Source organism: Rhodococcus sp. USK10, from assembly GCF_019378875.1.
Taxonomy (GTDB): Bacteria; Actinomycetota; Actinomycetes; order Mycobacteriales; family Mycobacteriaceae; genus Rhodococcus_F; species Rhodococcus_F pseudokoreensis.
In genome coordinates this window covers 4306869-4325177 of record NZ_CP076048.1, presented here as the reverse complement: position 1 = coordinate 4325177, position 18309 = coordinate 4306869, and the positions used below count along the sequence as shown (strand labels likewise).

The following is an 18309-nucleotide window of genomic DNA, read 5'->3' as shown; positions in this document are numbered from 1 at the left end:
CCGTGGATGCACCGCAATGCATTCGGAGATCGCCGAATCCCGTCGGACTCCACCCCTTGCTACACCGCGACCGGTTCGATACACGAGCCGGCGAACAGATAAGGAGATGAGATACATGACCGACAAGCTGAAGTTCTTCTCGCAGGAGTGGTGTGACGCCGCACGCGAGGCTGTCAACGCCAACCCCGACGTTCTCGCCGGGTTCAAGGACGCGTCGTCGTTCACCAACAAGATGGAATTCGGCGTGATCAGCCGCGACGACGTCGCGAGCCACCTCGAATTCAAGGAGGGCAAGGTCGTCTCCTGGTCGCCGCGCGTCTTCGACCAGAGCGAGCTGTGGCTGGTCATCAACGGCAGCTTCGAAACCTGGCAGACCGCGGCCGCCGGCGAGGAAGAGGGCGGAAAGCTCCTCATGAAAGGTCTGATCAAGTTCGCCAAGGGGCCGATGTCCGCGGCGATCGAGAATGCCGGCGCCCTCAACGCGTTCCTGCGTACCTGGGGACAGATCCCCACCGACTGGGACGTGTAATCGACCGCCGTCAATTCGCTCACACCAGTTAGCCCCTCGCGCGGGACTCATGTCCCTGCTGGAACGAGTCCCGCGCGGGTCCGAACCGTCATCGAACACCATGCTTGGAAAGGCCTTGACCCATGACAACCGTCGAGAAGGGCTACGCCGTCACGATGTACGACGGCCAAGACGCCAACGGCGTCGCCGGTATCGTCGGGATGCTGCTCGGGCAGAATCTCGAGAACTTCCCGTCCCGCGTGAAGTTCGCGCGCCGCATCTCCCGGCCGGTGGCGATCTACAGCACCGACACCGAGACGGCCTGCACCATCATCTTCGGCAGTGACGAGGCCGTCGTCTACAACGACATCGTCGGGAAGCCGGCCGTCACGGTCATGGCGTCCGTCGATCAGATCCTCGATGTCTCCCAGCTGCCGATGAAGGCCGGTGGCCTGGTGCCGGTCGGATTCTTCACCGGCCGGGGCATGTCCGTTCTCGGGGAAATCCTGAAACACAAGCTCGTCGTCAAGGGGCTGCTGACCCATACCGTGACAGCGCTGCGCACGATCGCGTTGGTCTCGGTCGTCGACGCATGACCGCGCTCTCGGGCCGAGGGCGCCCGTCAAGCCACGCCCTCGACGACCGCACCGACGTCTTCGAATTGCCGTACGTCGGTGACCCCGAGTCATTCGAACCGGAACCGCCGCGGGCGTCGGCGAAGATGAACGTCGCCCGCGGGCTGCTCGTGCTCGCGTTGATCCCGATCGGCGCGTTCTACCTGTATCCACGGATCTACGACCTGACCGCGACGCCGTACCGGCTCGATCAGGCGGTGGTCTCGGCGGGCAATTACAACCCGGCCCTGGACCAGATCGTCGAGCACGAGAAGGTCACTCTCGCCGCGTTCGATTCGCTCGAAAAGATGAAGGCCTCGCTGGCGAGTGTGCTGAGCACCGACACGGCGGTGACCGCGGAACTGAATACCTTGACCGGGCAGATCAGCGGCGATGTCCAGGCGACTCTGAATCAGGCTGGGGCGAACGTGACCGACCTGGTCGCTTCCCTCGACACCTTGACCGCGCACATCAATTCGCTGCAACCCGCGGCCGATGGTGCCACTGCGGCCGTTACCGGTAACCGGGCCACCTTGGATGCGATCCTCGCCGACGCCCGCTCGACCGCCGAGAAGGTCCACAGCGCCCGTCTGTCCGCGGAAGAATCCGCCAACGATTTGTCCGGAAAGTAGGAGATGTACCCGTGATTTTCTTCGGACGCCGTGGCGGTCCGGCTCGATTGGTGCTGTCGGTCGTCGCGGTAGGCGTGCTCGGCCTGCTCTCGTTCGTGGTGTTCAACCTCAACACCCGACTCGACAACCAGCAACGGGCCAACGAAACGAGTATCACCGCCTCCTCGGCGATTGTCGATGTGAACGACCGGCTGACCAATCAGCTGCAGCAGCTGACCGAGCTCACCCACACCGCGCAGACCGCGCTCGACTCCACGGCGGCGCTCGGCCCGTTGCTGGTCAAGCTGGACGAGGCGATCTCCCCGGCCGCGCAGATGCTGGCCAGTAACACCGAGGGGGCGCAGCTGACCAATGAGCAGTTGACGAACATTCAGGGCATCCTCGGCGAGGTTCAGAACACCGTGTTGCCACTGGTGGAATCCGCCCGCGCCTTCGGTGATCAGGGACAGCAGCTGTTGGCGGTCGTGCAGGGACTCGTCAGTGACCTGCAGGGATCGGTCGCTGCGGCGCAGACAATCAACCAGATGCTGCCGCTGCCGGGCTGATCGACCTTCCCCTCCCCTGTGAACCGACAACCGATCGACGACTGGACGTGACATGAAGATGGGCACCGACCTGCCGGACGAGGCATATCCACGCCGCGGCCTGGCCCGATTCCAGCGTTTCGATGTTCCCGCATCAGCGCTGCCGTACCGCAAGGGCGTTCTACCGCAACGCTCGGATGTACCTGTGACCGCCGCCACGGCCTCGAACGGATTCACTGTGGCCACCGAATGGATGGGCCGGTTGGCCGCGGTCCTGGCGCTGATCCTGTTCGCCTTGGTCCTCATAGCCATCCACAAAGGCCAGCTCGTTCAGGACAGTGCCCGCACCATCGTGGACAACTTCCGGACGACAAACGGCTACTTCGCCGACCGCGCCGACTTGACTGCGCCGGCAACCGCCCGCAAGCAGCTCGACGAACTCGCGGGGGTACTCGCGGATCTCAACACCGCCACCGCTACCGATGTCGACCATCTCGCGGCGCTGCTGCCGGACGCGCGGGCATTGCTTGCTGCGGGGCAGGGTGACACCGCGATCGCCGGGCAGCTCGAGGGTGTCGCCACCACTCTGCAGGGATCGGCGGCGTCCTTGCACGAGATCTCCGGGGACGCCAACACCACGGTCTCCGCTGTCAACAACGAACTCACCACGGCCATCGACCTGGTCAACCAACTCAACGGTGAACTCACCCGCACGACCAACAAGCTGGCGCTCATTCCCGCCCAAGACGCCATCATTCCTGCACCGGGAGGCAACTGAATGATCACCAAGAAGGCATGGCTCGGGGTTGTCCTCGGTCTCGGCGTGGCACCCGCGGTGTTGCTGTGCGCCGTCAACGGGTTCCTTCCCGGTCTCGACGACGTCGTCGACCCTCTTGGTCGGCCATCTCAGCTCAGTCTCGAGGTCATCGACTCCGCCGGCCAGTTCGACACCCTCACCGGCATCCTCGTTCCCAAGCACGCCCAGCTCTCCGGAGACATCCAGACCCTGGGCCCGTTGGCCGACGACCTCGAGGGTCTCACCGACAAGGCCGGTGAACTCACCGGGCAGGCGAAAACTCTCAATTCCTCCACCGGTGATGTCAGTACGATCGCCGGTCCGCTTCCGGAGCTCGTCGCGAATGTGACCGGTCGGGCCAATCAGGCCGCCCCCACTGTCGCTGGACTGTCGACCGCAGTCGGGTCGGTGACCACCCAACTCGAGGCCGTCAACGACAGTTTGACCGTGGTCGGAGGCACTCTGAGCACGCTCGGCCCGAAGGCCAGCGCCATCGCCGCGACACTGGCGAACGTGGAGGAAGAAGCACGCCACGTCCAGGAGTTGGGTCCCGTGCTCGCGGTAGTCGGGCCTCCGGTCAACTCCCTCAACCTTCCAGCACTCGGTGTCGCAACCACTCCCACCCCGTAACGCTCGCCGCGGCCACCCGGCCGCACACGAGTGAAAGGCAGAACACAGACGATGTTTCGGCTCTCCTGGGCAATTGCCGCAGCCTTCACCATCGCGCTCCTGTGTGGCATCTTGATCGTCACACGCGACCTCGCCATCACCAACGACATCTTCAAAGACGGCGTGGTACAAGCGCAAACGGTGGACAAGACCACCAACGACGCACTGGCGGGAGCGAAGGAACTTCCCCCCGCCAACGCCGCCATCAACCAGGGCCTGCCGGAGGTGGTGGGAGTCCTCGATTCCCTGACCCGCGCCGACCACACACTGGGCGATCTCGGCACCCAGCTGGCCTCCCTCGGTGACGCCCTGTCGGCCGCCGACGCTCCCCTGGTCGGCATCATCGACGCCGGCGCCGCTGCGACGGACCAGGCCAATGCTGCCGCCGTTCCGGCAGAACAGATCGTGCAGACCCTGGCCGACGCCGACGGCAAGGTACAGACTCTGAGTCCGCTGCTGGATCAGTCCCTCGCTCTCGGGCAGGAAATCGACTCGAAGCTGCGGATCGCGCTGATCCTTCCTGTCATCGGGGAGTAACCGGGGCGGTAGCGACGGAATCTCGCTCGTGCTCGTCGGAGGAGCACGAGCGAGACCGCACCTCGTGCGGAGCACCTCATGTATCAACCATCCGAAGTACGACGGAGAACGACATGGACCCCTACGACCAGGCCCTGCTCGAGCACACCCTGAGGTGGTGCAACTACGGGGGCGGCGACGAGCACATTTTTCCCGAGTTCGGTCTCACTCCCGAGATGTTCTACCGTCGTGTCCTCACCGTGGTCGACAGCCGCAGCGAACTCGAGTTCCCCGCCAAGCAGTACCTCCGGGCGTACTGCTCCGAGAAGGTCACCAGTTCCGCTCGCCGCCGCAGGACCCACCCGTTCGGACTCTGACCGCGGGGCAGCCACCCGCCCTTCCCGGCCCCGGTCGTCTGGTACGTCAACACCGAGATCGGTGCCCGCAATCTCTCACCCGGAAACCAAGAAAATGGAGGTGGAAGTAATGGAAACCCTGCAGAGGAAGATGGCTGGGCACGGCATCTTGATCCGTGAGTCTTTCGGCGCAAACCCGGTCCTTCAGGTCCGGGATAGCCGATCTGGTTCTGTCGGACCGTGTGGCTAGTGTCTGGGTCATGGCGGGGAGGGTGGTGAAGCGGGCGTTCAAGTACCGCTTCTATCCGTCTGCGGTGCAGGCGGAACAGCTTGCTCGGACGTTCGGGTGCACCCGGTATGTCTACAACCGGGCGTTGGCCGAGCGGTCGCGGGCCTGGTCGCAGGAGCAGCGAAGGGTGACCTATGCGGATACCTCGAAGATGCTCACCGGATGGAAGCGGGACGCGGAGACGGAGTGGTTGGCGGAGCCGTCGAAGGGGCCGTTGCAGGAGTCGCTGCGGCAGTTGCAGGGTGCGTTCGAGAAGTTCTGGCGCGGGCAGTCCCGCTACCCGCAGTTCAAGAAGAAGGGTCGGTCGAGGGATTCGGCGACCTACTTCTCGAACTGCTTCACCTACCGGGGCGGGCAGATCCGGTTGGCCAAGCAGTCCGAACCCCTGGATATTCGGTGGTCGAGGCCGTTGCCGGAGGGGGTGACACCGTCGCAGGTGACGGTGTCGCGCAATGCGCGTGGTCAGTACCACATCTCGATCCTCGTCGAGGACACGATTCCCGAGCTCGAGCCGGTCGAGCGGGTGGTCGGGCTCGATGCCGGGATCACCAGCCTCTATACGCTTTCGACGGGGGAGAAGATCACTAACCCGCGCCACGAGGGCAGGGACCGTGAGCGGTTGGCGAAGGCGCAGCGGACGCTGGCCAGGAAGCAGAAGGGGTCCCGGAACCGGGCCAAGGCCCGACTGAAGGTCGCGAAGATTCATGGCCGGATCGCCGATCGGCGGCGCGACTATCTGCACACACTCTCCACTCGATTGGTGCGCGAAAATCAAGTGATCGCCATCGAGGATCTGAGTGTGCGGAACATGGTGAAGAATCGGTCGTTGTCTCGGGCGATCTCGGATGCGAGTTGGTCCGAGTTCCGGTCGATGCTCGAGTACAAGGCCGACTGGTACGGGCGGCGGGTGGTGGCGGTCGATCGGTTCTTTCCGTCGTCGAAGACCTGCTCGGTGTGCGGGGAGATCGCCGGGGCGATGCCGCTGGATGTGCGGGAGTGGGCGTGCCGGTGCGGCGCGGTTCATGATCGGGATGTGAATGCGGCGAGGAATATTTTGGCCGTCGGACTGGCGGTGGCAGCCTGCGGAGACGGTGTGAGACCGCCCCGCACCTAACGTGCGGGACGGCAGCTGTCGGTGAAACAGGAACCTCGGGACGTGAGTCTTGAGGGGAATCTCGGTCGTTCACGGCCGAGAGGACGTCAAGATCTTCTCCACACTGATCGCGGGCTCGTTCTGTGGGCGAAACTCCTCGGAGGATCGGCATGATGGTCATCGCGGCCGCATCGGTCATGCCGCACACCGGTTTGCCCGCCAAGACTGCGAGAAGTCTCGGATGGATCGTCGTCGCCGACGGTTGGGCAAACGTGCTGTTCTACTTCGCCTCGAACTTCACCGAGAACCGGTCGCTGAGCTTCGGCCCGAACAAGCACGGGAAGCAGAACATCTTCTCGACCATCGGACTGCTGCCCGCATACGTCTTCGGCGTACTCGTCACCGTCGCGATGCCGATCATCGGATGGAAGGCCTTCGAGAATCACCAGACGGCGAACAAGATCCTCGAAAAGATCCGAGACGCTACATCCGCGACCAACGGGTCGCGGGATGCACGAGTTCAGCATCCAACAAAGACTAAGGAAACGATTATCGTGGATCCTCTGACGACTTCACTGGTCAAATCGAGCTTCAAATCCATTGGTGCGACTCCCGGGGGCGAAAACGCATTCGCGCAATCCTTCTATGCCATTCTGTTCGCCGCCCGCCCCGAGATCCGCCAGTACTTTCCGGCGGCCATGGACACGCAACGCGACCGCCTGATGCGCGCTGTCGGGTACGTCGTCGAGCGGCTCGACTCACCGGAGACCGTACTGCCGTTGCTCGCGCAGCTCGGACGTGACCACCGCAAGTACGACATCTCCGATGACCATTACGAAGTCGTGGGCGAAGCACTGGTCACCGCACTGGCCGGCTTGGCCGGTCCTGAACTGTGGACCGATGAGACCGAACGCGCCTGGCGTAGTGCGGTCGAACTGATCGTCACCACGATGACGGAAGCCGCGCACGGCGAGCCTGGACCGCCGACGTGGGTGGGCACGGTGCTCAACCATCGCCGCGTCCTCGATGACCTGGCGATCGTACGACTTCAACTCGACCAGCCGATGCCTTATGCTCCAGGCCAATACGTCAGCGTACAGATACACAGCCGCCCGAAGATGTGGCGCTATTTCTCATTTGCGACACCACCCAACTCGGACCGAATCGTCGAGTTCCATGTGCGACGAGTATCCGGCGGCTGGGTGAGCCCGGCGATCATCGGAGAAACCCGCGTCGGCGACACCTGGTTGCTCGGCGCCCCGCTCGGTGGCCTGGGCGTGTCGCAGAACCCCGAGCGGAGTCGACTGATGGTCGCCGAGGGAACCGGGATAGCGCCATTGCGAGCACAACTGTTGGATATGGCCCGTCTCGGTGACAATCCACGAACTCATCTGTTCGTCGGGTGGTACCTACCCCTACGACCACTACGATCTTGACGTGCTGTGGGCACTGTCTCGGACGAGTCCGTGGCTCACCGTCGTCCCCGTCGCAGAGAACCGTGACAATCCGTGGTGGTTTCCGGGAATATCCACGGTTCCGGCGGGGATGCACGACCGAGTCACCGGCCAAATCGGACGCGTCGTCGCCGAGTACGCGGACTGGGCCGACCACGACATCCAAGTCGTCGGCGCACCGTCCATGATCCGCACCACCAAGTACCGGTTGATGGCCGCGGGCATCGATTCTCGCGACATTCACCACGACCCGCTGTATTGAAATAGTCCTGACTGATGCTCAGATACCTACTCGAGGCGGTGCTGGTCCTGGCCGGCGTCTCCCGAAATGGTGGCTATATCTGCCTCGACGATGCCGCCGCCAGTGGGTCGACCTCCGAATCCTCCGCGGCTCCGATCAACTGACGTCGACACCGACGCTCGGCCCTTCAGATGCGCGCGAGGCCTTCGGCCGCGGCCTCGGTGGCTACGAGGGCGGTCTCGGCCCACCACCGGTCGCTGAGGACTTCGACCTCCACGAGTCCCCGATAGCCGGCGCGCTCGCACTCGGCGACGAATTCGGTCATGTCGATGCAGCCCTCGCCGGGCATGCCGCGGCTGCTCAACTCACCGTGGATCGGGGTCACCCAGTCGGCGAGCTGGACGGAGAACAGCTTGTCGCCGGCCCGGGCGATCTGGTCTGGCAGCGCCGCGTCCCACCACACGTGGTACGAGTCGATCCCGATCCCCACCAGGTCGGAGTCGATGGACTGGACCAGGTCGTTCGCCTCCTGCAGCGACGTGATGACGGATCGGCTCGACGCCATCATCGGGTGCATCGGTTCGACGGCGAGCCGCACCCCGGCCGCTCGCGCGTAGGGCTCGAGTTCGGCGATGCCGTCGCGGACCTGTCTGCGGGCGTCGGCGAGGTCACCGTATGCGGCGCCACACACGAGGTAGAGGCAGTCCGCGTTCAGGGCGTGCGCTTGATCCACGGCAAGCCGATTGTCGTCCATGGTCTTTCGTCGCAGCAGCTCGGTCGGTTGAGGGAACATCCCGCCGCGGCAGACGCTGCTGACCCGCAGACCCGACTGCCGCAGCCGGGTGGCCGCCGCGGTCAGGTCCAGGTCCTCGAGCACGTCCCGCCACAGGCCGACGCCGCCGAACCCCCACTTCTCGGCGAGGTCGGCGACTTCCGTGAATCCCGATCCCTTGATCGTGACGGAGTTGAGGCTGCACCGCGAGAGGTCCATGTCAGCGGATCCCGTGCACCGCGAAGTACGCCGAGGCGCGTGCAGCGGTGAAATCGGGATCGGTGAACAGGCCGATCGCGTCGGCGGCGCGGACCAGTTCGGCGAGGTGCGTCAGGCTGCGGCCGGTTTCGAAGCCGCCGATCATCCGGAAATGGTCCTGCTTGCCGCCCAGGTACGCCAGCCACGCCACGCCGACCTTGTAGTACTGCGTCGGTGCGGCGAACAGTAGCCGGCTCAGGGTTTCGGTGGGGCCGAGGATGTTCCGGAAGCCCTGCTCGTCGCCGTCGTCGAGGCGGGCGAACGCGGCGGACGCGAACGGGCCGAGCGCGGCGAACGCCCCGAGGAGCGCGTCGCTGGTGTGGGTGCCGTCGCCGGCGATCAGGTCGACGTAGTTGTAGTCGTCGCCGGTGAACACCCGCACACCGTCGGGCATCCGAGGCCGTAGGGCGATCTCGAGCGCCGGGTCGAGCAGCGACACCTTGATGCCGCGCACCCGTTCGCGGTGAGCGGTGATGATCTGCAGGACGGTGTCCATCGCCGCGGTGGGATCGGAGAATCCCCAGTAGCCGTCGAGTGCAGGATCGAATACCGAACCCAGCCAATGCAATACGACCGGCCGGGTGGCGGCCGACAGCACCGCGTCGTAGACGGAGAGGTAGTCGTCGGGGCCGCTCGCCGCCCGGGCGAGGTGCCTGCTGGCCATCAGCACCACCTCGCCGCCGGCGGATTCGATCGCCTCGATCTGCTCGAGGTAGGCGTCGCGGATCTCCTCCAGCGTGGGCGAATCCGTCTTCAGTTGATCGGTGGCGACACCGACGACGACCCGGCCGCCGACCGACTTCGCGTCGTTGAGGGTGCGGACCGCGAGTTCGCGCGCGCCGGCCCAGTCGAGCCCCATACCGCGCTGCGCGGTGTCCATCGACTCGGCCACCCCGAGTCCCAGCGACCACAGGTCGTGGCGCAGTTGCAGGGTGGCGTCCCAGTCGATCTGGTCCGCGGAGTTCTCGGCGGACGCGCGTAGCTGATCGGCGACCACGTGCGAGGCCGCGTACACCGCCCTGCTGGTCGGCGCCGTGGACCGAGTGTTCAGCCGGGCGGGCTCGCCGAACGCGAGTGTGCGGGTGGAACCGTCGGAGGTGGGAAGGGCGATCGAGGCCATACAAACTCCTGAAATCGTTTTCTTGCCGAACTGAAACCCACCATATACGCTGATGAACATCGAGGTCCAGGTTAAATATGGACCAGATTTCGGAATGAAAGCATTTTCTAACGCGTTGCAGGGCCCCATGGTCACCTCGCCGCGCGGCATCGGAAGGGAGCCACGACGTGGGCGCAACAACACAGGTCCCGGGGGTGACGACGCTGAGCGGCAAGGCCGCCATCGTCACCGGCGCGGCCGGAGGAATCGGATCCGCCATCGCCAGGGCGCTCGCGGCGCAGGGCGTCGTGGTGGTGGGCGTCGACGCCGACCCGAAGATCACCGAGGTCATGGACGGGATCGGCGGGCACGGGCTGTGCGGGGATCTCACCGATCCGGCCTTCAGTGCGTCCGCCGTCGACCTCGCTCAGCAGGTGGCCGGGAGTCTCGACATTCTGATCAACGCGGCAGGCATCCAGCTGCGGACGCCCGCGATCGACGTGGAGGAGGACGGCTGGCAGCGGCTGGTCGACGTGAACCTGTCGGCCGTGTACCGGTTGACCCGGCAGGCGATGAAATCGCTGATCGCGTCGGGCGGCAGTGTCGTCAACATCGCCTCACTGTCCGCCGACCGCGCGGTGCCAGGCATCGTGCCCTACGGTGCGACCAAGGCGGCGCTCACTCAACTCGGCAAGGGACTGGCCGTCGAACTGGGGCCGCAGGGCGTGCGCGTGAACACGATCGCGCCGGGCTACATCGAAACCCCGATGACCGCCGAAGTTCTCGGCCAGGAGGAGTTCCGCGCCCAGAAGCTGAGCCGGATTCCATTGCAGCGGTTCGCCGACGGTGACGACGTCGCCGACGTCGTACTCTTCCTCGTCTCCGACGCCGCCCGCTACGTCACCGGCGTCGTGCTGCCCGTCGACGGCGGGTACTCGATCACATGACCGAGGCAACGACGATTCCGTCGGTCACCCTGAGCAACGGGGTCGTGATGCCCGCCATCGGATTCGGGGTGTTTCAGATCCCCGACGACGCCACGGACGCGACCGTCCGGCACGCACTGGCGGCCGGGTACCGGGCCTTCGACACCGCTCCGATGTACGGCAACGAGCGCTCCCTCGGCCGCGCCCTGACCGATTCCGGTGTGCCCCGCGAGGAACTGTTCGTGACCACCAAGGTCTCCAACGAAGACCAGGGTTACCAGTCGACCCTGGACGCCGTCGAGAAGAGCGTCGCCCGCCTCGGTCTGGATTACGTGGACCTGTGCCTGATCCACTGGCCGGCCCCCGCTCGTGGCACGTACCTGGACACGTGGCGGGCACTCGAACAGCTCCACGCTGCCGGCCTGGTCCGGGCGATCGGAGTCTCGAACTTCCAGGCCGATCACCTGGACCGGCTGCTCGAGGTCGCCGCCGTGCGTCCGATGGTGAACCAGATCGAAATACATCCACTCCTTCCCCAGCAGTCGATGGTGGAACTGCATCGGAGTCTGGGCATCCACACCCAGGCGTGGGCGCCGCTCGCCCGTGGCCGGTTGCAGGAGAATCCGGTACTCACCGAACTCGCACGCCGGCACGACGTGTCCCTCGCTCAGCTCGTGCTGCGGTGGCATCTGCAACGCGGCACCGTGCCCCTGCCGAAATCGTCTTCGCCGGAACGGATGCGCGCGAACATCGACGTGTTCGATTTCGCGCTCGATGCAGACGAGGTCGCGCAGATCTCCGCACTGGACCGGAACGAGAGAACGGGGCCCCACCCCGACGACGTCAACTGAACCAGGGCCCAGCCCTCGCGCTGACGAGATTGTCCCGCCCCGGAGTCCCTTCCTCGTTACCATCGTCGAGAGCGCAGGAGGAACCGAGTGAGTCAGCTGCTGAGAGTCCAGAACTTCAACGTGTCGCGAGACGGGTTCGGTGCGGGTGACGGCCAGAGCTTCGAGAGGCCGTTCGGTCACGCCGACCCTGGTGTCCTGTTCGCGTGGGCGGGTGCCACGGCGAGTTGGCACATGCGCACCGGCCCCGGCGGGAGCCGCGGCCTCGACGACTACTTGATCCGCGACTATGACTGCAATATCGGTGCCGAGATCATGGGCCGTAACAAGTTCAGTCCGCAACGCGGGCCCTGGAAGGATCACGAGTGGCGCGGCTGGTGGGGCGACGAACCCCCGTTCCACACCCCGGTATTCGTGCTGACCCACCACGTCCGCCCGTCGTTCACGCTCTCCGACACCACGTTCCACTTCGTCGACACCGATCCGGCCACGGTCCTCGAGCAGGCGCGGGAGGCGGCGCAGGGTAAGGACGTCCGGCTCGGCGGCGGGGCCACCACCATCCGTGAGTTCCTCGACGCCGACCTCGTCGACACCCTGCACGTGGTGGTTTCGCCGATCGAACTCGGATCCGGGGCGCGACTGTGGGAATCTCCGGACGAGCTGCTCGACCGGTTCCACTGCGACGTCGTGCCCAGCCCGAGCGGCGTCACCCACCACCTGTTCTGGCGAAAGTGACCTGCGGCGCACTTCGATAAGGTTGAGGAATGAGGGCCCTACTCGTCCTGATGTCGGCGCTGCTCGCGATGGTCGTCGCGGGTTGCTCCGGCAATGACGACCCGCCGTCGACGGGTGGTGACGCCACCGGCACCAGGATCGAGGTCGGCGGCGACGACGCGCTGCAGTGGGGCGACGGCCACTACGGGGTGGTGCTGGCCCACGGTGCCGTCTTCGACGCCGCCAGTTGGGAGGATCAGGCCACGGCGATCGCCGATCAGGGCGCCACTGTCATCGCCGTGGAGAACATCTCGCCGGAGTCGATCGCGGCCGCCGTCGCGAAACTCCACGACGACGGTCATGCGGACGTCGCGCTGATGGGCGGCAGCGCGGGCGCCGACGCGATCCTGCAACTGGCGTCGCAGCAGCCCGGCCTCCCCCACCAGTTGGTGTTGCTCTCCCCCAACAAGGTCGTCGACGGCCTCGGCGACGAGCCCAAGCTGTTCATCGCCAGTGAGGACGAACCCGTCGCCGACGTGTCGCAGCAATTAGCCGACAACTCACCGGGCCAGAACAACGACGTGATCCTCCTGCCCGGCTCCGACCACGGGCAGAACATCTTCGACGGCGAAAACGCCGACGCGGCCATGGGTGCGATCCTCGAGCGGCTGGCCGGCTGAGAATCGACGATCGACCAGCTCACCCGGGTTTGCCCGCATCCACTTCGGCGCCGAGTCGAGGGAACAGCGTGTCGGCGTTGAGGTGGTTGATTTCTGCCCGGGTGGCGTCGTCGAGGGTGGCGGTGCTGTCCAGGTGGCTGTTGAAGTATGCGCCCGCGGCGGCGGGTGCGAACGGCCAGTCGCTGCCGTAGAGAACATGGCCGGGGGCAGCGAAATTTAGCAGGCTCGGAAGGGCCGCGGGGCTGGCGGACAGTGCGGTGTCGTAGTAGAAGCCCGCGAAGTCCTGCAACGCCTCGAAGGGATCGCGCGCGCCGGTTGCGACCATCGCCAGCGAGATCCGGTGTGACGCGTACGGCAGGAACCCGCCGGCGTGGGCCAGGATGAACGAGATGTTCGGAAAGCGTCGTGGCACATCGTTTTTGACGAGGTTGAACGCGGCGCGGGTTGTGTCGAGCAGAAAGTCCATCGCGAACGAGGGGATGCCGTCGACGTCGGGTCCGGGGAGTTCGCCGGGGTGGACGAAGACCACGGCGCGGTGCCGGTCGAGGTCGGCCATGAGCGGATCGAAGGCCGGATCCCCGAGGTACCGGCCCCGGGAGTTGGCGATCAGCACCACCCCGTCGGCGCCGAGCGTGGTCAGGGCGTGTTCGGCCTCGGCGATCGCCCCGTCGACGTCGGGGAGCGTGAGGGTGGCGAAGAAACCGAACCGGTCCGGGCGATCCCGGACGACCTGCGCGGTGTAGTCGTTGACCACTCGGGCCATGATGCGTGCCTCGGCGTCGTCGCCGAGATGCACCCCGGGGGTCGAGACCGACAGGATCGCCCGAGAGATTCCGAAATCACGCATCACCTCGAGCGCGGCGTCGGCGCTCCACTCGGGGAGGTCGATACCGCCGGCGACACCGATCCCCTTCTTCGTCAGCCAGGCCGCGTACTCGGGCGGCAGGACGTGCTGGTGGACGTCGATGCGCTCCTCGTTCATGCCTGGACCTCCCGGCGGTATTCATCGAGAAGTGCTGCGGCTTCGGTGATCCGGGTTTCGCGGATGGTCAAGGTGTTCCTCCGGGCGTGCTCAGGCGAATTGCCGCGTCATATACGAGATGCGCGTGCAGTTCGAACAATCGGATGAGGTCGACGCTGTCGCCGCCGATCTCCTTGGCGACGAACAATCCGTCCGCCGCCGCCATCGTGTACGTGGTCAGCAGCCCGACCTCCTCGTCCGCCAGGTTCGGGAGGTATTCGTGGATCACGTCCGCGATACGCCGCTGCGCCTCGTCGCGGACTCCGAGGAAGACGGTGCGCGCCTTGGCCTCGGTGGGTCTGCGTTCGAGTGCGAGCATCAGGCCGAGGCGGATGAAGTCCGGTGAGTCGAGCAACGCCTTCGCGACCTGCATCGACATGGCCGCGAGCCGTTCGCGGGCGGTGTCCCCGTCCGGCATCACCCATGCCGTCAGCCAAGTGCCGAAGCTGCGCTCGATGACTGCCGCGATCAGGTCGTCCTTGTCCTTGAAGTGCCAGTAGATCGAACTCGCCGGCAGTCCGCACTTTTTGCTGACCAGCGCGATGCTGGTGCCGTCGTAGCCGCGTTCGCTGGCAACTTCCACAGCCGCGTCGAGGATCTTGCGGCGCGATTCCTCACCGTTGGCTCGGCGCTTGCGGGGCTTCGGGTCGGCCACTGCTCCTCCTCGGGTTGCGGAATCGACTGTTGACTCTCACCTCGACCAACTTTACTGTAGTGATCACTACGGGAACAACCCCCACTTTCGACTCCGGCCCGACGGTCGTTGTCAGTCGAGAGCCCCCACGCATCACGAAAGGTCTCGATGTGACCGAGTACCCGACTTATGACGTCGCCGTGATCGGCTACGGACCCACCGGCGTGACCGCAGCCAATCTCCTCGGCCGGATGGGCCTGAAAGTAGCAGTCATCGAACGCGATTCGGATATCTATGCGCGAGCGCGGGCGATCTCCACCGACGAGGAGGTGCTGCGGATCTGGCAGCAGGCCGGCTTGGCGGATCGCCTGTCGGCAGACATGCTCGCCGGCAGGCCGGTTGCCTTCGTCGACGCGGGAGGTCGCTCCTTCATAGATATCAAGCCGGTCTCCCGCGGGTCGGGGCACCCGCCGCAGCAGTTCCTCTACCAGCCGGCTGTGGAAGAAGTTCTCCGCGACGGGATGGGCCGCTACCCCAATGTCGAGGTGCTGCTCGAACATGAATGTCTGCGAGTGCTGCAGAGCGGCACCGATGTCGAACTCATGCTCGCCGACCTGCGGCAGGATGTGTTCAAGCGAATCCGCGCCTCCTACGTCATCGCAGCCGACGGCGGGTCCAGCCCCACCCGGACCCAACTGGGCATCGGCTACGAGGGCAGAACCTATGCCGAGCGCTGGGTCGTCATCGACACCGAGGTGATCAACGAATGGGACGGCCACGACCGGCTGCGGTTCCATTGCGATCCCGGCCGGCCGACGGTCGACTGCCCCACCCCACTCGGCCACCACCGCTGGGAGTTCCCCGTCCGCGAGGGCGAAGACGAGAAGCAACTGGTCACCGATGCGGCGATCTGGCGAGTGTTGCAGAATCAGGGGATCTCCTCCGACGAGGTGAAGATCCTGCGTGCCGTGGTGTACAGCCACCACGTCCGTTTCGCGGACCGGTGGCGAGCCGGCCGAGTCTTTCTCGCGGGCGACGCCGCCCACGCCATGCCCCCGTGGATCGGCCAGGGGATGTCGGCGGGTGTCCGCGATGCCGCGAACCTCTGCTGGAAGCTCGGTGCCGTGCTGTCCGGTTCGCTACCGGAGTCGGTGCTCGACTCCTATCAAACGGAGCGAATGCCGCACGTGCGCGAGGTGACGAAACGGGCCGTCAAGACCGGTCGGCTCATCACCGAACGCCGACCCCCTGTCGCTGCTCTGCGTAACCACTCCTTCCGCGCGGCGGCAAAGGTTCCCGGCTTCTCGAACCGGCTGCGCGACAAGCGGTGGATCCCCGATGCACGGTATCCGCGCGGTTTCCTGGCTACCTCGGGAACCGCGGCGCTGGGATGGCAGATTCCGCAGCCCTGGGTGCTCGACGCGACGGGGAACCGGGCACGCCTCGACGACGTGATCGGTGGGCAGTGGGTGATCGTGCATCGAGGCCGTGCGCAGGCCTGGGGCGCGTGGACTGCCGCGGGTGTCCCCTGCGTTGAGGTGATCCCGGCAGGGACTGCTGCCACGTCGAACACAGTGGTCGACACCGAGGGACTCCTGCTCGCCTGGATGCGGGAGAAGGACACCACCGTTCTCGCACTTCGGCCGGACGGCTTCGTCTACGCGGCCGCCGGCGACGGCCAGGCCCTGCCACCGCCGCCCGCCGGCCTGACGATCCGCCCCCTGAGCCACATTCGCCCACCACACCGTGAGGGATAGACCCATGAGCATCGACTCGATGACACGCACCATCCACCGGGTGAGCGGCAACGACATCTTCGTCGCCGAAACCGGCACCGGACCGGCCGTCGTGCTGCTGCACGGCGGCGGCCCCGGCGCCTCGGGGGTGTCGAACTACTCCCGCAACATCGACGCGCTCGCACAGCACTACCGTGTGATCGTCCCCGACCTGCCCGGATACGGCCGCTCCACCAAGGGCGTCGACCAGACCGACCCGTTCGGATACCTTGCCGATTCGATCCGCGGCCTACTCGACGAGATGGGAATCGACACCGCACACCTCGTCGGCAACTCCTACGGCGGCGCGTGCGCCCTGCGACTGACCCTCGACACCCCCGACCGGGTCGAGAAGATGATCCTCATGGGCCCCGGTGGCATCGGCACCACCCGGGGACTGCCCACCCCCGGCCTGCAGAGCCTCCTCTCGTACTACACCGGCACCGGACCCTCCCGCGACAAACTCGCCACCTTCGTCCGCGACTATCTCGTCTTCGACGGCAGCGCCGTACCAGACGACGTCATCGACAACCGCTACCAGTCGAGCATCGACCCGGAGGTAGTCGCGAATCCACCGTTACGCCGCCCATCCGGGCCATCTGCGCTGAAGATGTTGTGGCGCATGGACTTCACCCGCGACAAGCGCCTGTCCACCCTGCAGACCCCGACCCTGGTCCTGTGGGGCGCACGCGACAAGGTGAACAAACCCGGCGGCGGTCAGATGCTCGTCGACCGCATGCCGCACTGCGACCTGATCATCACCTCCGAGACCGGGCACTGGGTGCAATGGGAACGCGCCGACCTGTTCAACGACGTCACCCGCAGCTTCCTCGAATCCTGAGCACGAGAGGTCGACCATGCGCACCCCCCTCACCCCACCCTCGGTGTTCGGCAACGTCCACCTCGGCTACATCGTCGTCGAAACCGACAAGTTCGCCGACTGGCGCCGCTTCGGCAAGGACGCGATCGGCATGCACCTCGACGATCTCACCTCCGACGTGATGCGGTTCCGGCTCGACGCAAACGAATGCCGGTTCCTGCTGCAACGCGGTCCCGCCGAGGACGTCGTCGCGCTGGGCTGGCACCTCGACGACCACGCCACCGTCGATCAGATCGTCGCGCGGGTAACCGAACACGGCGTTCCCGTCGTCGAAGGCACCTCGGAAGAAGCAGCACTGCGCGGTGTCGAGCGACTGCTCCGGTTTCCCGGCCCCAACGGGCTGACCCAGGAGATCTACACCGTGGCCAGAACCGGGCCGATGCCCCTCGACATGCACAGCGCCGGCTTCGTCACCGGCGACGCCGGCATGGGCCACGTCGCGATCACCTCGAAGAAACCACACCAACTGCGCGGGTACTACAACACCGTCTTCGACGCCCGCCTCACCGACTACATCGACGAAACCATCAGCGGCGTCAAACTCAAGATCCGATTTTTGCGTGTCAACGAACGCCACCATTCCGTGGCGATCGCCGCTGTGCGGAAACTGCCCGTCAACCCGATCCGCACCCGCGTGCAGCACCTCAACATTCAGGTCGCCGAACTCGACGACATGACCAACTCCTACCAACGCGTGCGGGAACTCGGCTTCGACATGGCCCTCGGTGTCGGGCAGCACACCAACGACCGCGAACTGTCGTACTACGCGCGAACGCCCTCCGGATTCGAATGGGAGGTCGGGTGGAACCCCATCGTTGTCGACGAAAACACCTGGGAGCCCACCACACACCACGGCATCAGCATCTGGGGTCACACGCCCGTCGGGCAGACGGTGGTCGACAAACTCGCCCAATTCGCGGTCGCGGCCAGGTCGGTGGCTCGTCGCGAGGACACCGTGCCGGCCGTCAGCGGGCGCGGGATTCCCGACAACTGATCACCAACACAGCTGT

General features: G+C 65.6%; 21 protein-coding genes and 1 pseudogene. 18 read left to right on the top strand and 4 right to left on the bottom strand.

Features of this window, described 5'->3' with window-relative positions; translation table 11 throughout:
- Nucleotides 1-115: 115 nt before the first annotated feature.
- The 11 genes and pseudogenes from I1A62_RS26870 (at nucleotide 116) to I1A62_RS46545 (ending at nucleotide 7856) form a co-directional block, all read left to right on the top strand.
- On the top strand, nucleotides 116-529 hold the full coding sequence (locus I1A62_RS26870; protein ID WP_219455330.1) for a hypothetical protein: 414 nt from the start codon (nucleotides 116-118) through the stop codon (nucleotides 527-529).
- A 122-nt stretch (nucleotides 530-651) separates the two neighbouring features.
- Nucleotides 652-1104 (top strand): hypothetical protein, encoded by a 453-nt coding sequence (locus I1A62_RS26865; protein ID WP_219455329.1) that lies wholly within the window; start codon nucleotides 652-654, stop codon nucleotides 1102-1104.
- Nucleotides 1101-1754 carry a hypothetical protein gene (locus tag I1A62_RS26860; RefSeq protein ID WP_219455327.1) on the top strand — a complete coding sequence of 218 codons (654 nt, stop codon included), beginning with the start codon at nucleotides 1101-1103 and terminating at the stop codon, nucleotides 1752-1754. Before I1A62_RS26865 ends, I1A62_RS26860 begins: the two co-directional genes overlap by 4 nt.
- Before the next feature lie 11 nt (nucleotides 1755-1765).
- Nucleotides 1766-2299, top strand: coding sequence for a hypothetical protein (locus I1A62_RS26855; protein ID WP_219455325.1), 534 nt, complete (start codon nucleotides 1766-1768; stop codon nucleotides 2297-2299).
- A 52-nt stretch (nucleotides 2300-2351) separates the two neighbouring features.
- Complete coding sequence (locus tag I1A62_RS26850; RefSeq protein WP_219455323.1) at nucleotides 2352-3056, top strand: hypothetical protein; 705 nt, start codon at nucleotides 2352-2354, stop codon at nucleotides 3054-3056.
- Complete coding sequence (locus I1A62_RS26845; protein ID WP_219455321.1) at nucleotides 3057-3704, top strand: hypothetical protein; 648 nt, start codon at nucleotides 3057-3059, stop codon at nucleotides 3702-3704.
- 51 nt (nucleotides 3705-3755) lie between these two features.
- On the top strand, nucleotides 3756-4280 hold the full coding sequence (locus tag I1A62_RS26840; protein ID WP_219455319.1) for a hypothetical protein: 525 nt from the start codon (nucleotides 3756-3758) through the stop codon (nucleotides 4278-4280).
- Between the two features lie 113 nt (nucleotides 4281-4393).
- Nucleotides 4394-4636 carry a hypothetical protein gene (locus I1A62_RS26835; RefSeq protein ID WP_065493725.1) on the top strand — a complete coding sequence of 81 codons (243 nt, stop codon included), beginning with the start codon at nucleotides 4394-4396 and terminating at the stop codon, nucleotides 4634-4636.
- A 239-nt stretch (nucleotides 4637-4875) separates the two neighbouring features.
- Nucleotides 4876-6018 (top strand): RNA-guided endonuclease TnpB family protein, encoded by a 1143-nt coding sequence (locus I1A62_RS26830; protein WP_219455317.1) that lies wholly within the window; start codon nucleotides 4876-4878, stop codon nucleotides 6016-6018.
- Between the two features lie 533 nt (nucleotides 6019-6551).
- Nucleotides 6552-7713, top strand: a pseudogene (locus I1A62_RS26825) (globin domain-containing protein).
- A 14-nt stretch (nucleotides 7714-7727) separates the two neighbouring features.
- Nucleotides 7728-7856: a hypothetical protein gene (locus tag I1A62_RS46545; protein WP_257890548.1), complete on the top strand. Its 129-nt coding sequence runs from the start codon at nucleotides 7728-7730 to the stop codon at nucleotides 7854-7856.
- Between the two features lie 23 nt (nucleotides 7857-7879).
- Here the strand turns inward: I1A62_RS46545 and I1A62_RS26820 are convergent, their stop codons facing one another.
- Together I1A62_RS26820 and I1A62_RS26815 are read right to left on the bottom strand one after the other, a co-directional pair.
- Nucleotides 7880-8683 (bottom strand): sugar phosphate isomerase/epimerase, encoded by an 804-nt coding sequence (locus I1A62_RS26820; protein WP_219455315.1) that lies wholly within the window; start codon nucleotides 8681-8683, stop codon nucleotides 7880-7882.
- A 1-nt stretch (nucleotide 8684) separates the two neighbouring features.
- Entirely contained in the window at nucleotides 8685-9842 is a 1158-nt protein-coding gene (locus tag I1A62_RS26815) for a dihydrodipicolinate synthase family protein (RefSeq protein WP_219455313.1), read from the bottom strand.
- Between the two features lie 167 nt (nucleotides 9843-10009).
- Here I1A62_RS26815 and I1A62_RS26810 point away from each other — a divergent pair, with 167 nt between their 5' ends.
- The 4 genes from I1A62_RS26810 (at nucleotide 10010) to I1A62_RS26795 (ending at nucleotide 12989) form a co-directional block, all read left to right on the top strand.
- Nucleotides 10010-10768 carry an SDR family NAD(P)-dependent oxidoreductase gene (locus tag I1A62_RS26810; RefSeq protein ID WP_219455311.1) on the top strand — a complete coding sequence of 253 codons (759 nt, stop codon included), beginning with the start codon at nucleotides 10010-10012 and terminating at the stop codon, nucleotides 10766-10768.
- A complete protein-coding gene (locus I1A62_RS26805) occupies nucleotides 10765-11598 on the top strand; it encodes an aldo/keto reductase (RefSeq protein ID WP_219455309.1) in 834 nt (277 codons plus the stop codon). The genes I1A62_RS26810 and I1A62_RS26805 overlap by 4 nt, the downstream gene beginning before the upstream one ends.
- Nucleotides 11599-11685: 87 nt before the next feature.
- A complete protein-coding gene (locus I1A62_RS26800) occupies nucleotides 11686-12330 on the top strand; it encodes a dihydrofolate reductase family protein (RefSeq protein ID WP_219455307.1) in 645 nt (214 codons plus the stop codon).
- Nucleotides 12331-12359: 29 nt separating this feature from the next.
- The gene (locus tag I1A62_RS26795; protein ID WP_192581870.1) at nucleotides 12360-12989 is read left to right on the top strand and encodes an alpha/beta fold hydrolase; all 630 of its coding nucleotides are present in this window, start codon (nucleotides 12360-12362) and stop codon (nucleotides 12987-12989) included.
- Nucleotides 12990-13008: 19 nt separating this feature from the next.
- On the opposite strand, the gene I1A62_RS26790 is transcribed toward I1A62_RS26795, so the two are convergent.
- Together I1A62_RS26790 and I1A62_RS26785 are read right to left on the bottom strand one after the other, a co-directional pair.
- Nucleotides 13009-13971: an amidohydrolase family protein gene (locus I1A62_RS26790; RefSeq protein WP_124392410.1), complete on the bottom strand. Its 963-nt coding sequence runs from the start codon at nucleotides 13969-13971 to the stop codon at nucleotides 13009-13011.
- Between the two features lie 67 nt (nucleotides 13972-14038).
- A complete protein-coding gene (locus I1A62_RS26785; protein ID WP_124392411.1) occupies nucleotides 14039-14665 on the bottom strand; it encodes a TetR/AcrR family transcriptional regulator in 627 nt (208 codons plus the stop codon).
- A gap of 149 nt (nucleotides 14666-14814) precedes the next feature.
- On the opposite strand from I1A62_RS26785, the gene I1A62_RS26780 reads away from it, so the two are divergent.
- The 3 genes from I1A62_RS26780 to I1A62_RS26770 are packed head-to-tail and all read left to right on the top strand — an operon-like array spanning nucleotide 14815 to nucleotide 18293.
- Nucleotides 14815-16401 (top strand): bifunctional 3-(3-hydroxy-phenyl)propionate/3-hydroxycinnamic acid hydroxylase, encoded by a 1587-nt coding sequence (locus tag I1A62_RS26780; protein ID WP_219455306.1) that lies wholly within the window; start codon nucleotides 14815-14817, stop codon nucleotides 16399-16401.
- A 4-nt stretch (nucleotides 16402-16405) separates the two neighbouring features.
- Nucleotides 16406-17260: an alpha/beta fold hydrolase gene (locus I1A62_RS26775; RefSeq protein ID WP_257890547.1), complete on the top strand. Its 855-nt coding sequence runs from the start codon at nucleotides 16406-16408 to the stop codon at nucleotides 17258-17260.
- Between the two features lie 16 nt (nucleotides 17261-17276).
- Nucleotides 17277-18293 carry a VOC family protein gene (locus tag I1A62_RS26770; RefSeq protein WP_124392413.1) on the top strand — a complete coding sequence of 339 codons (1017 nt, stop codon included), beginning with the start codon at nucleotides 17277-17279 and terminating at the stop codon, nucleotides 18291-18293.
- The last annotated feature ends 16 nt before the right edge of the window (nucleotides 18294-18309 follow it).

Bases quoted from the DNA above. Each gene is read 5' to 3' on its own strand.
- I1A62_RS26815 (WP_219455313.1), bottom strand. From the start codon at position 9,842: ATGGCCTCGATCGCCCTTCCCACCTCCGACGGTTCCACCCGCACACTC.
- I1A62_RS26850 (WP_219455323.1), top strand. From the start codon at position 2,352: ATGAAGATGGGCACCGACCTGCCGGACGAGGCATATCCACGCCGCGGC.
- I1A62_RS26865 (WP_219455329.1), top strand. From the start codon at position 652: ATGACAACCGTCGAGAAGGGCTACGCCGTCACGATGTACGACGGCCAA.
- I1A62_RS26870 (WP_219455330.1), top strand. From the start codon at position 116: ATGACCGACAAGCTGAAGTTCTTCTCGCAGGAGTGGTGTGACGCCGCA.
- I1A62_RS26770 (WP_124392413.1), top strand. From the start codon at position 17,277: ATGCGCACCCCCCTCACCCCACCCTCGGTGTTCGGCAACGTCCACCTC.
- I1A62_RS26775 (WP_257890547.1), top strand. From the start codon at position 16,406: ATGAGCATCGACTCGATGACACGCACCATCCACCGGGTGAGCGGCAAC.
- I1A62_RS26795 (WP_192581870.1), top strand. From the start codon at position 12,360: ATGAGGGCCCTACTCGTCCTGATGTCGGCGCTGCTCGCGATGGTCGTC.
- I1A62_RS26860 (WP_219455327.1), top strand. From the start codon at position 1,101: ATGACCGCGCTCTCGGGCCGAGGGCGCCCGTCAAGCCACGCCCTCGAC.
- I1A62_RS26840 (WP_219455319.1), top strand. From the start codon at position 3,756: ATGTTTCGGCTCTCCTGGGCAATTGCCGCAGCCTTCACCATCGCGCTC.
- I1A62_RS46545 (WP_257890548.1), top strand. From the start codon at position 7,728: ATGCTCAGATACCTACTCGAGGCGGTGCTGGTCCTGGCCGGCGTCTCC.
- I1A62_RS26805 (WP_219455309.1), top strand. From the start codon at position 10,765: ATGACCGAGGCAACGACGATTCCGTCGGTCACCCTGAGCAACGGGGTC.
- I1A62_RS26830 (WP_219455317.1), top strand. From the start codon at position 4,876: ATGGCGGGGAGGGTGGTGAAGCGGGCGTTCAAGTACCGCTTCTATCCG.
- I1A62_RS26820 (WP_219455315.1), bottom strand. From the start codon at position 8,683: ATGGACCTCTCGCGGTGCAGCCTCAACTCCGTCACGATCAAGGGATCG.
- I1A62_RS26790 (WP_124392410.1), bottom strand. From the start codon at position 13,971: ATGAACGAGGAGCGCATCGACGTCCACCAGCACGTCCTGCCGCCCGAG.
- I1A62_RS26835 (WP_065493725.1), top strand. From the start codon at position 4,394: ATGGACCCCTACGACCAGGCCCTGCTCGAGCACACCCTGAGGTGGTGC.
- I1A62_RS26845 (WP_219455321.1), top strand. From the start codon at position 3,057: ATGATCACCAAGAAGGCATGGCTCGGGGTTGTCCTCGGTCTCGGCGTG.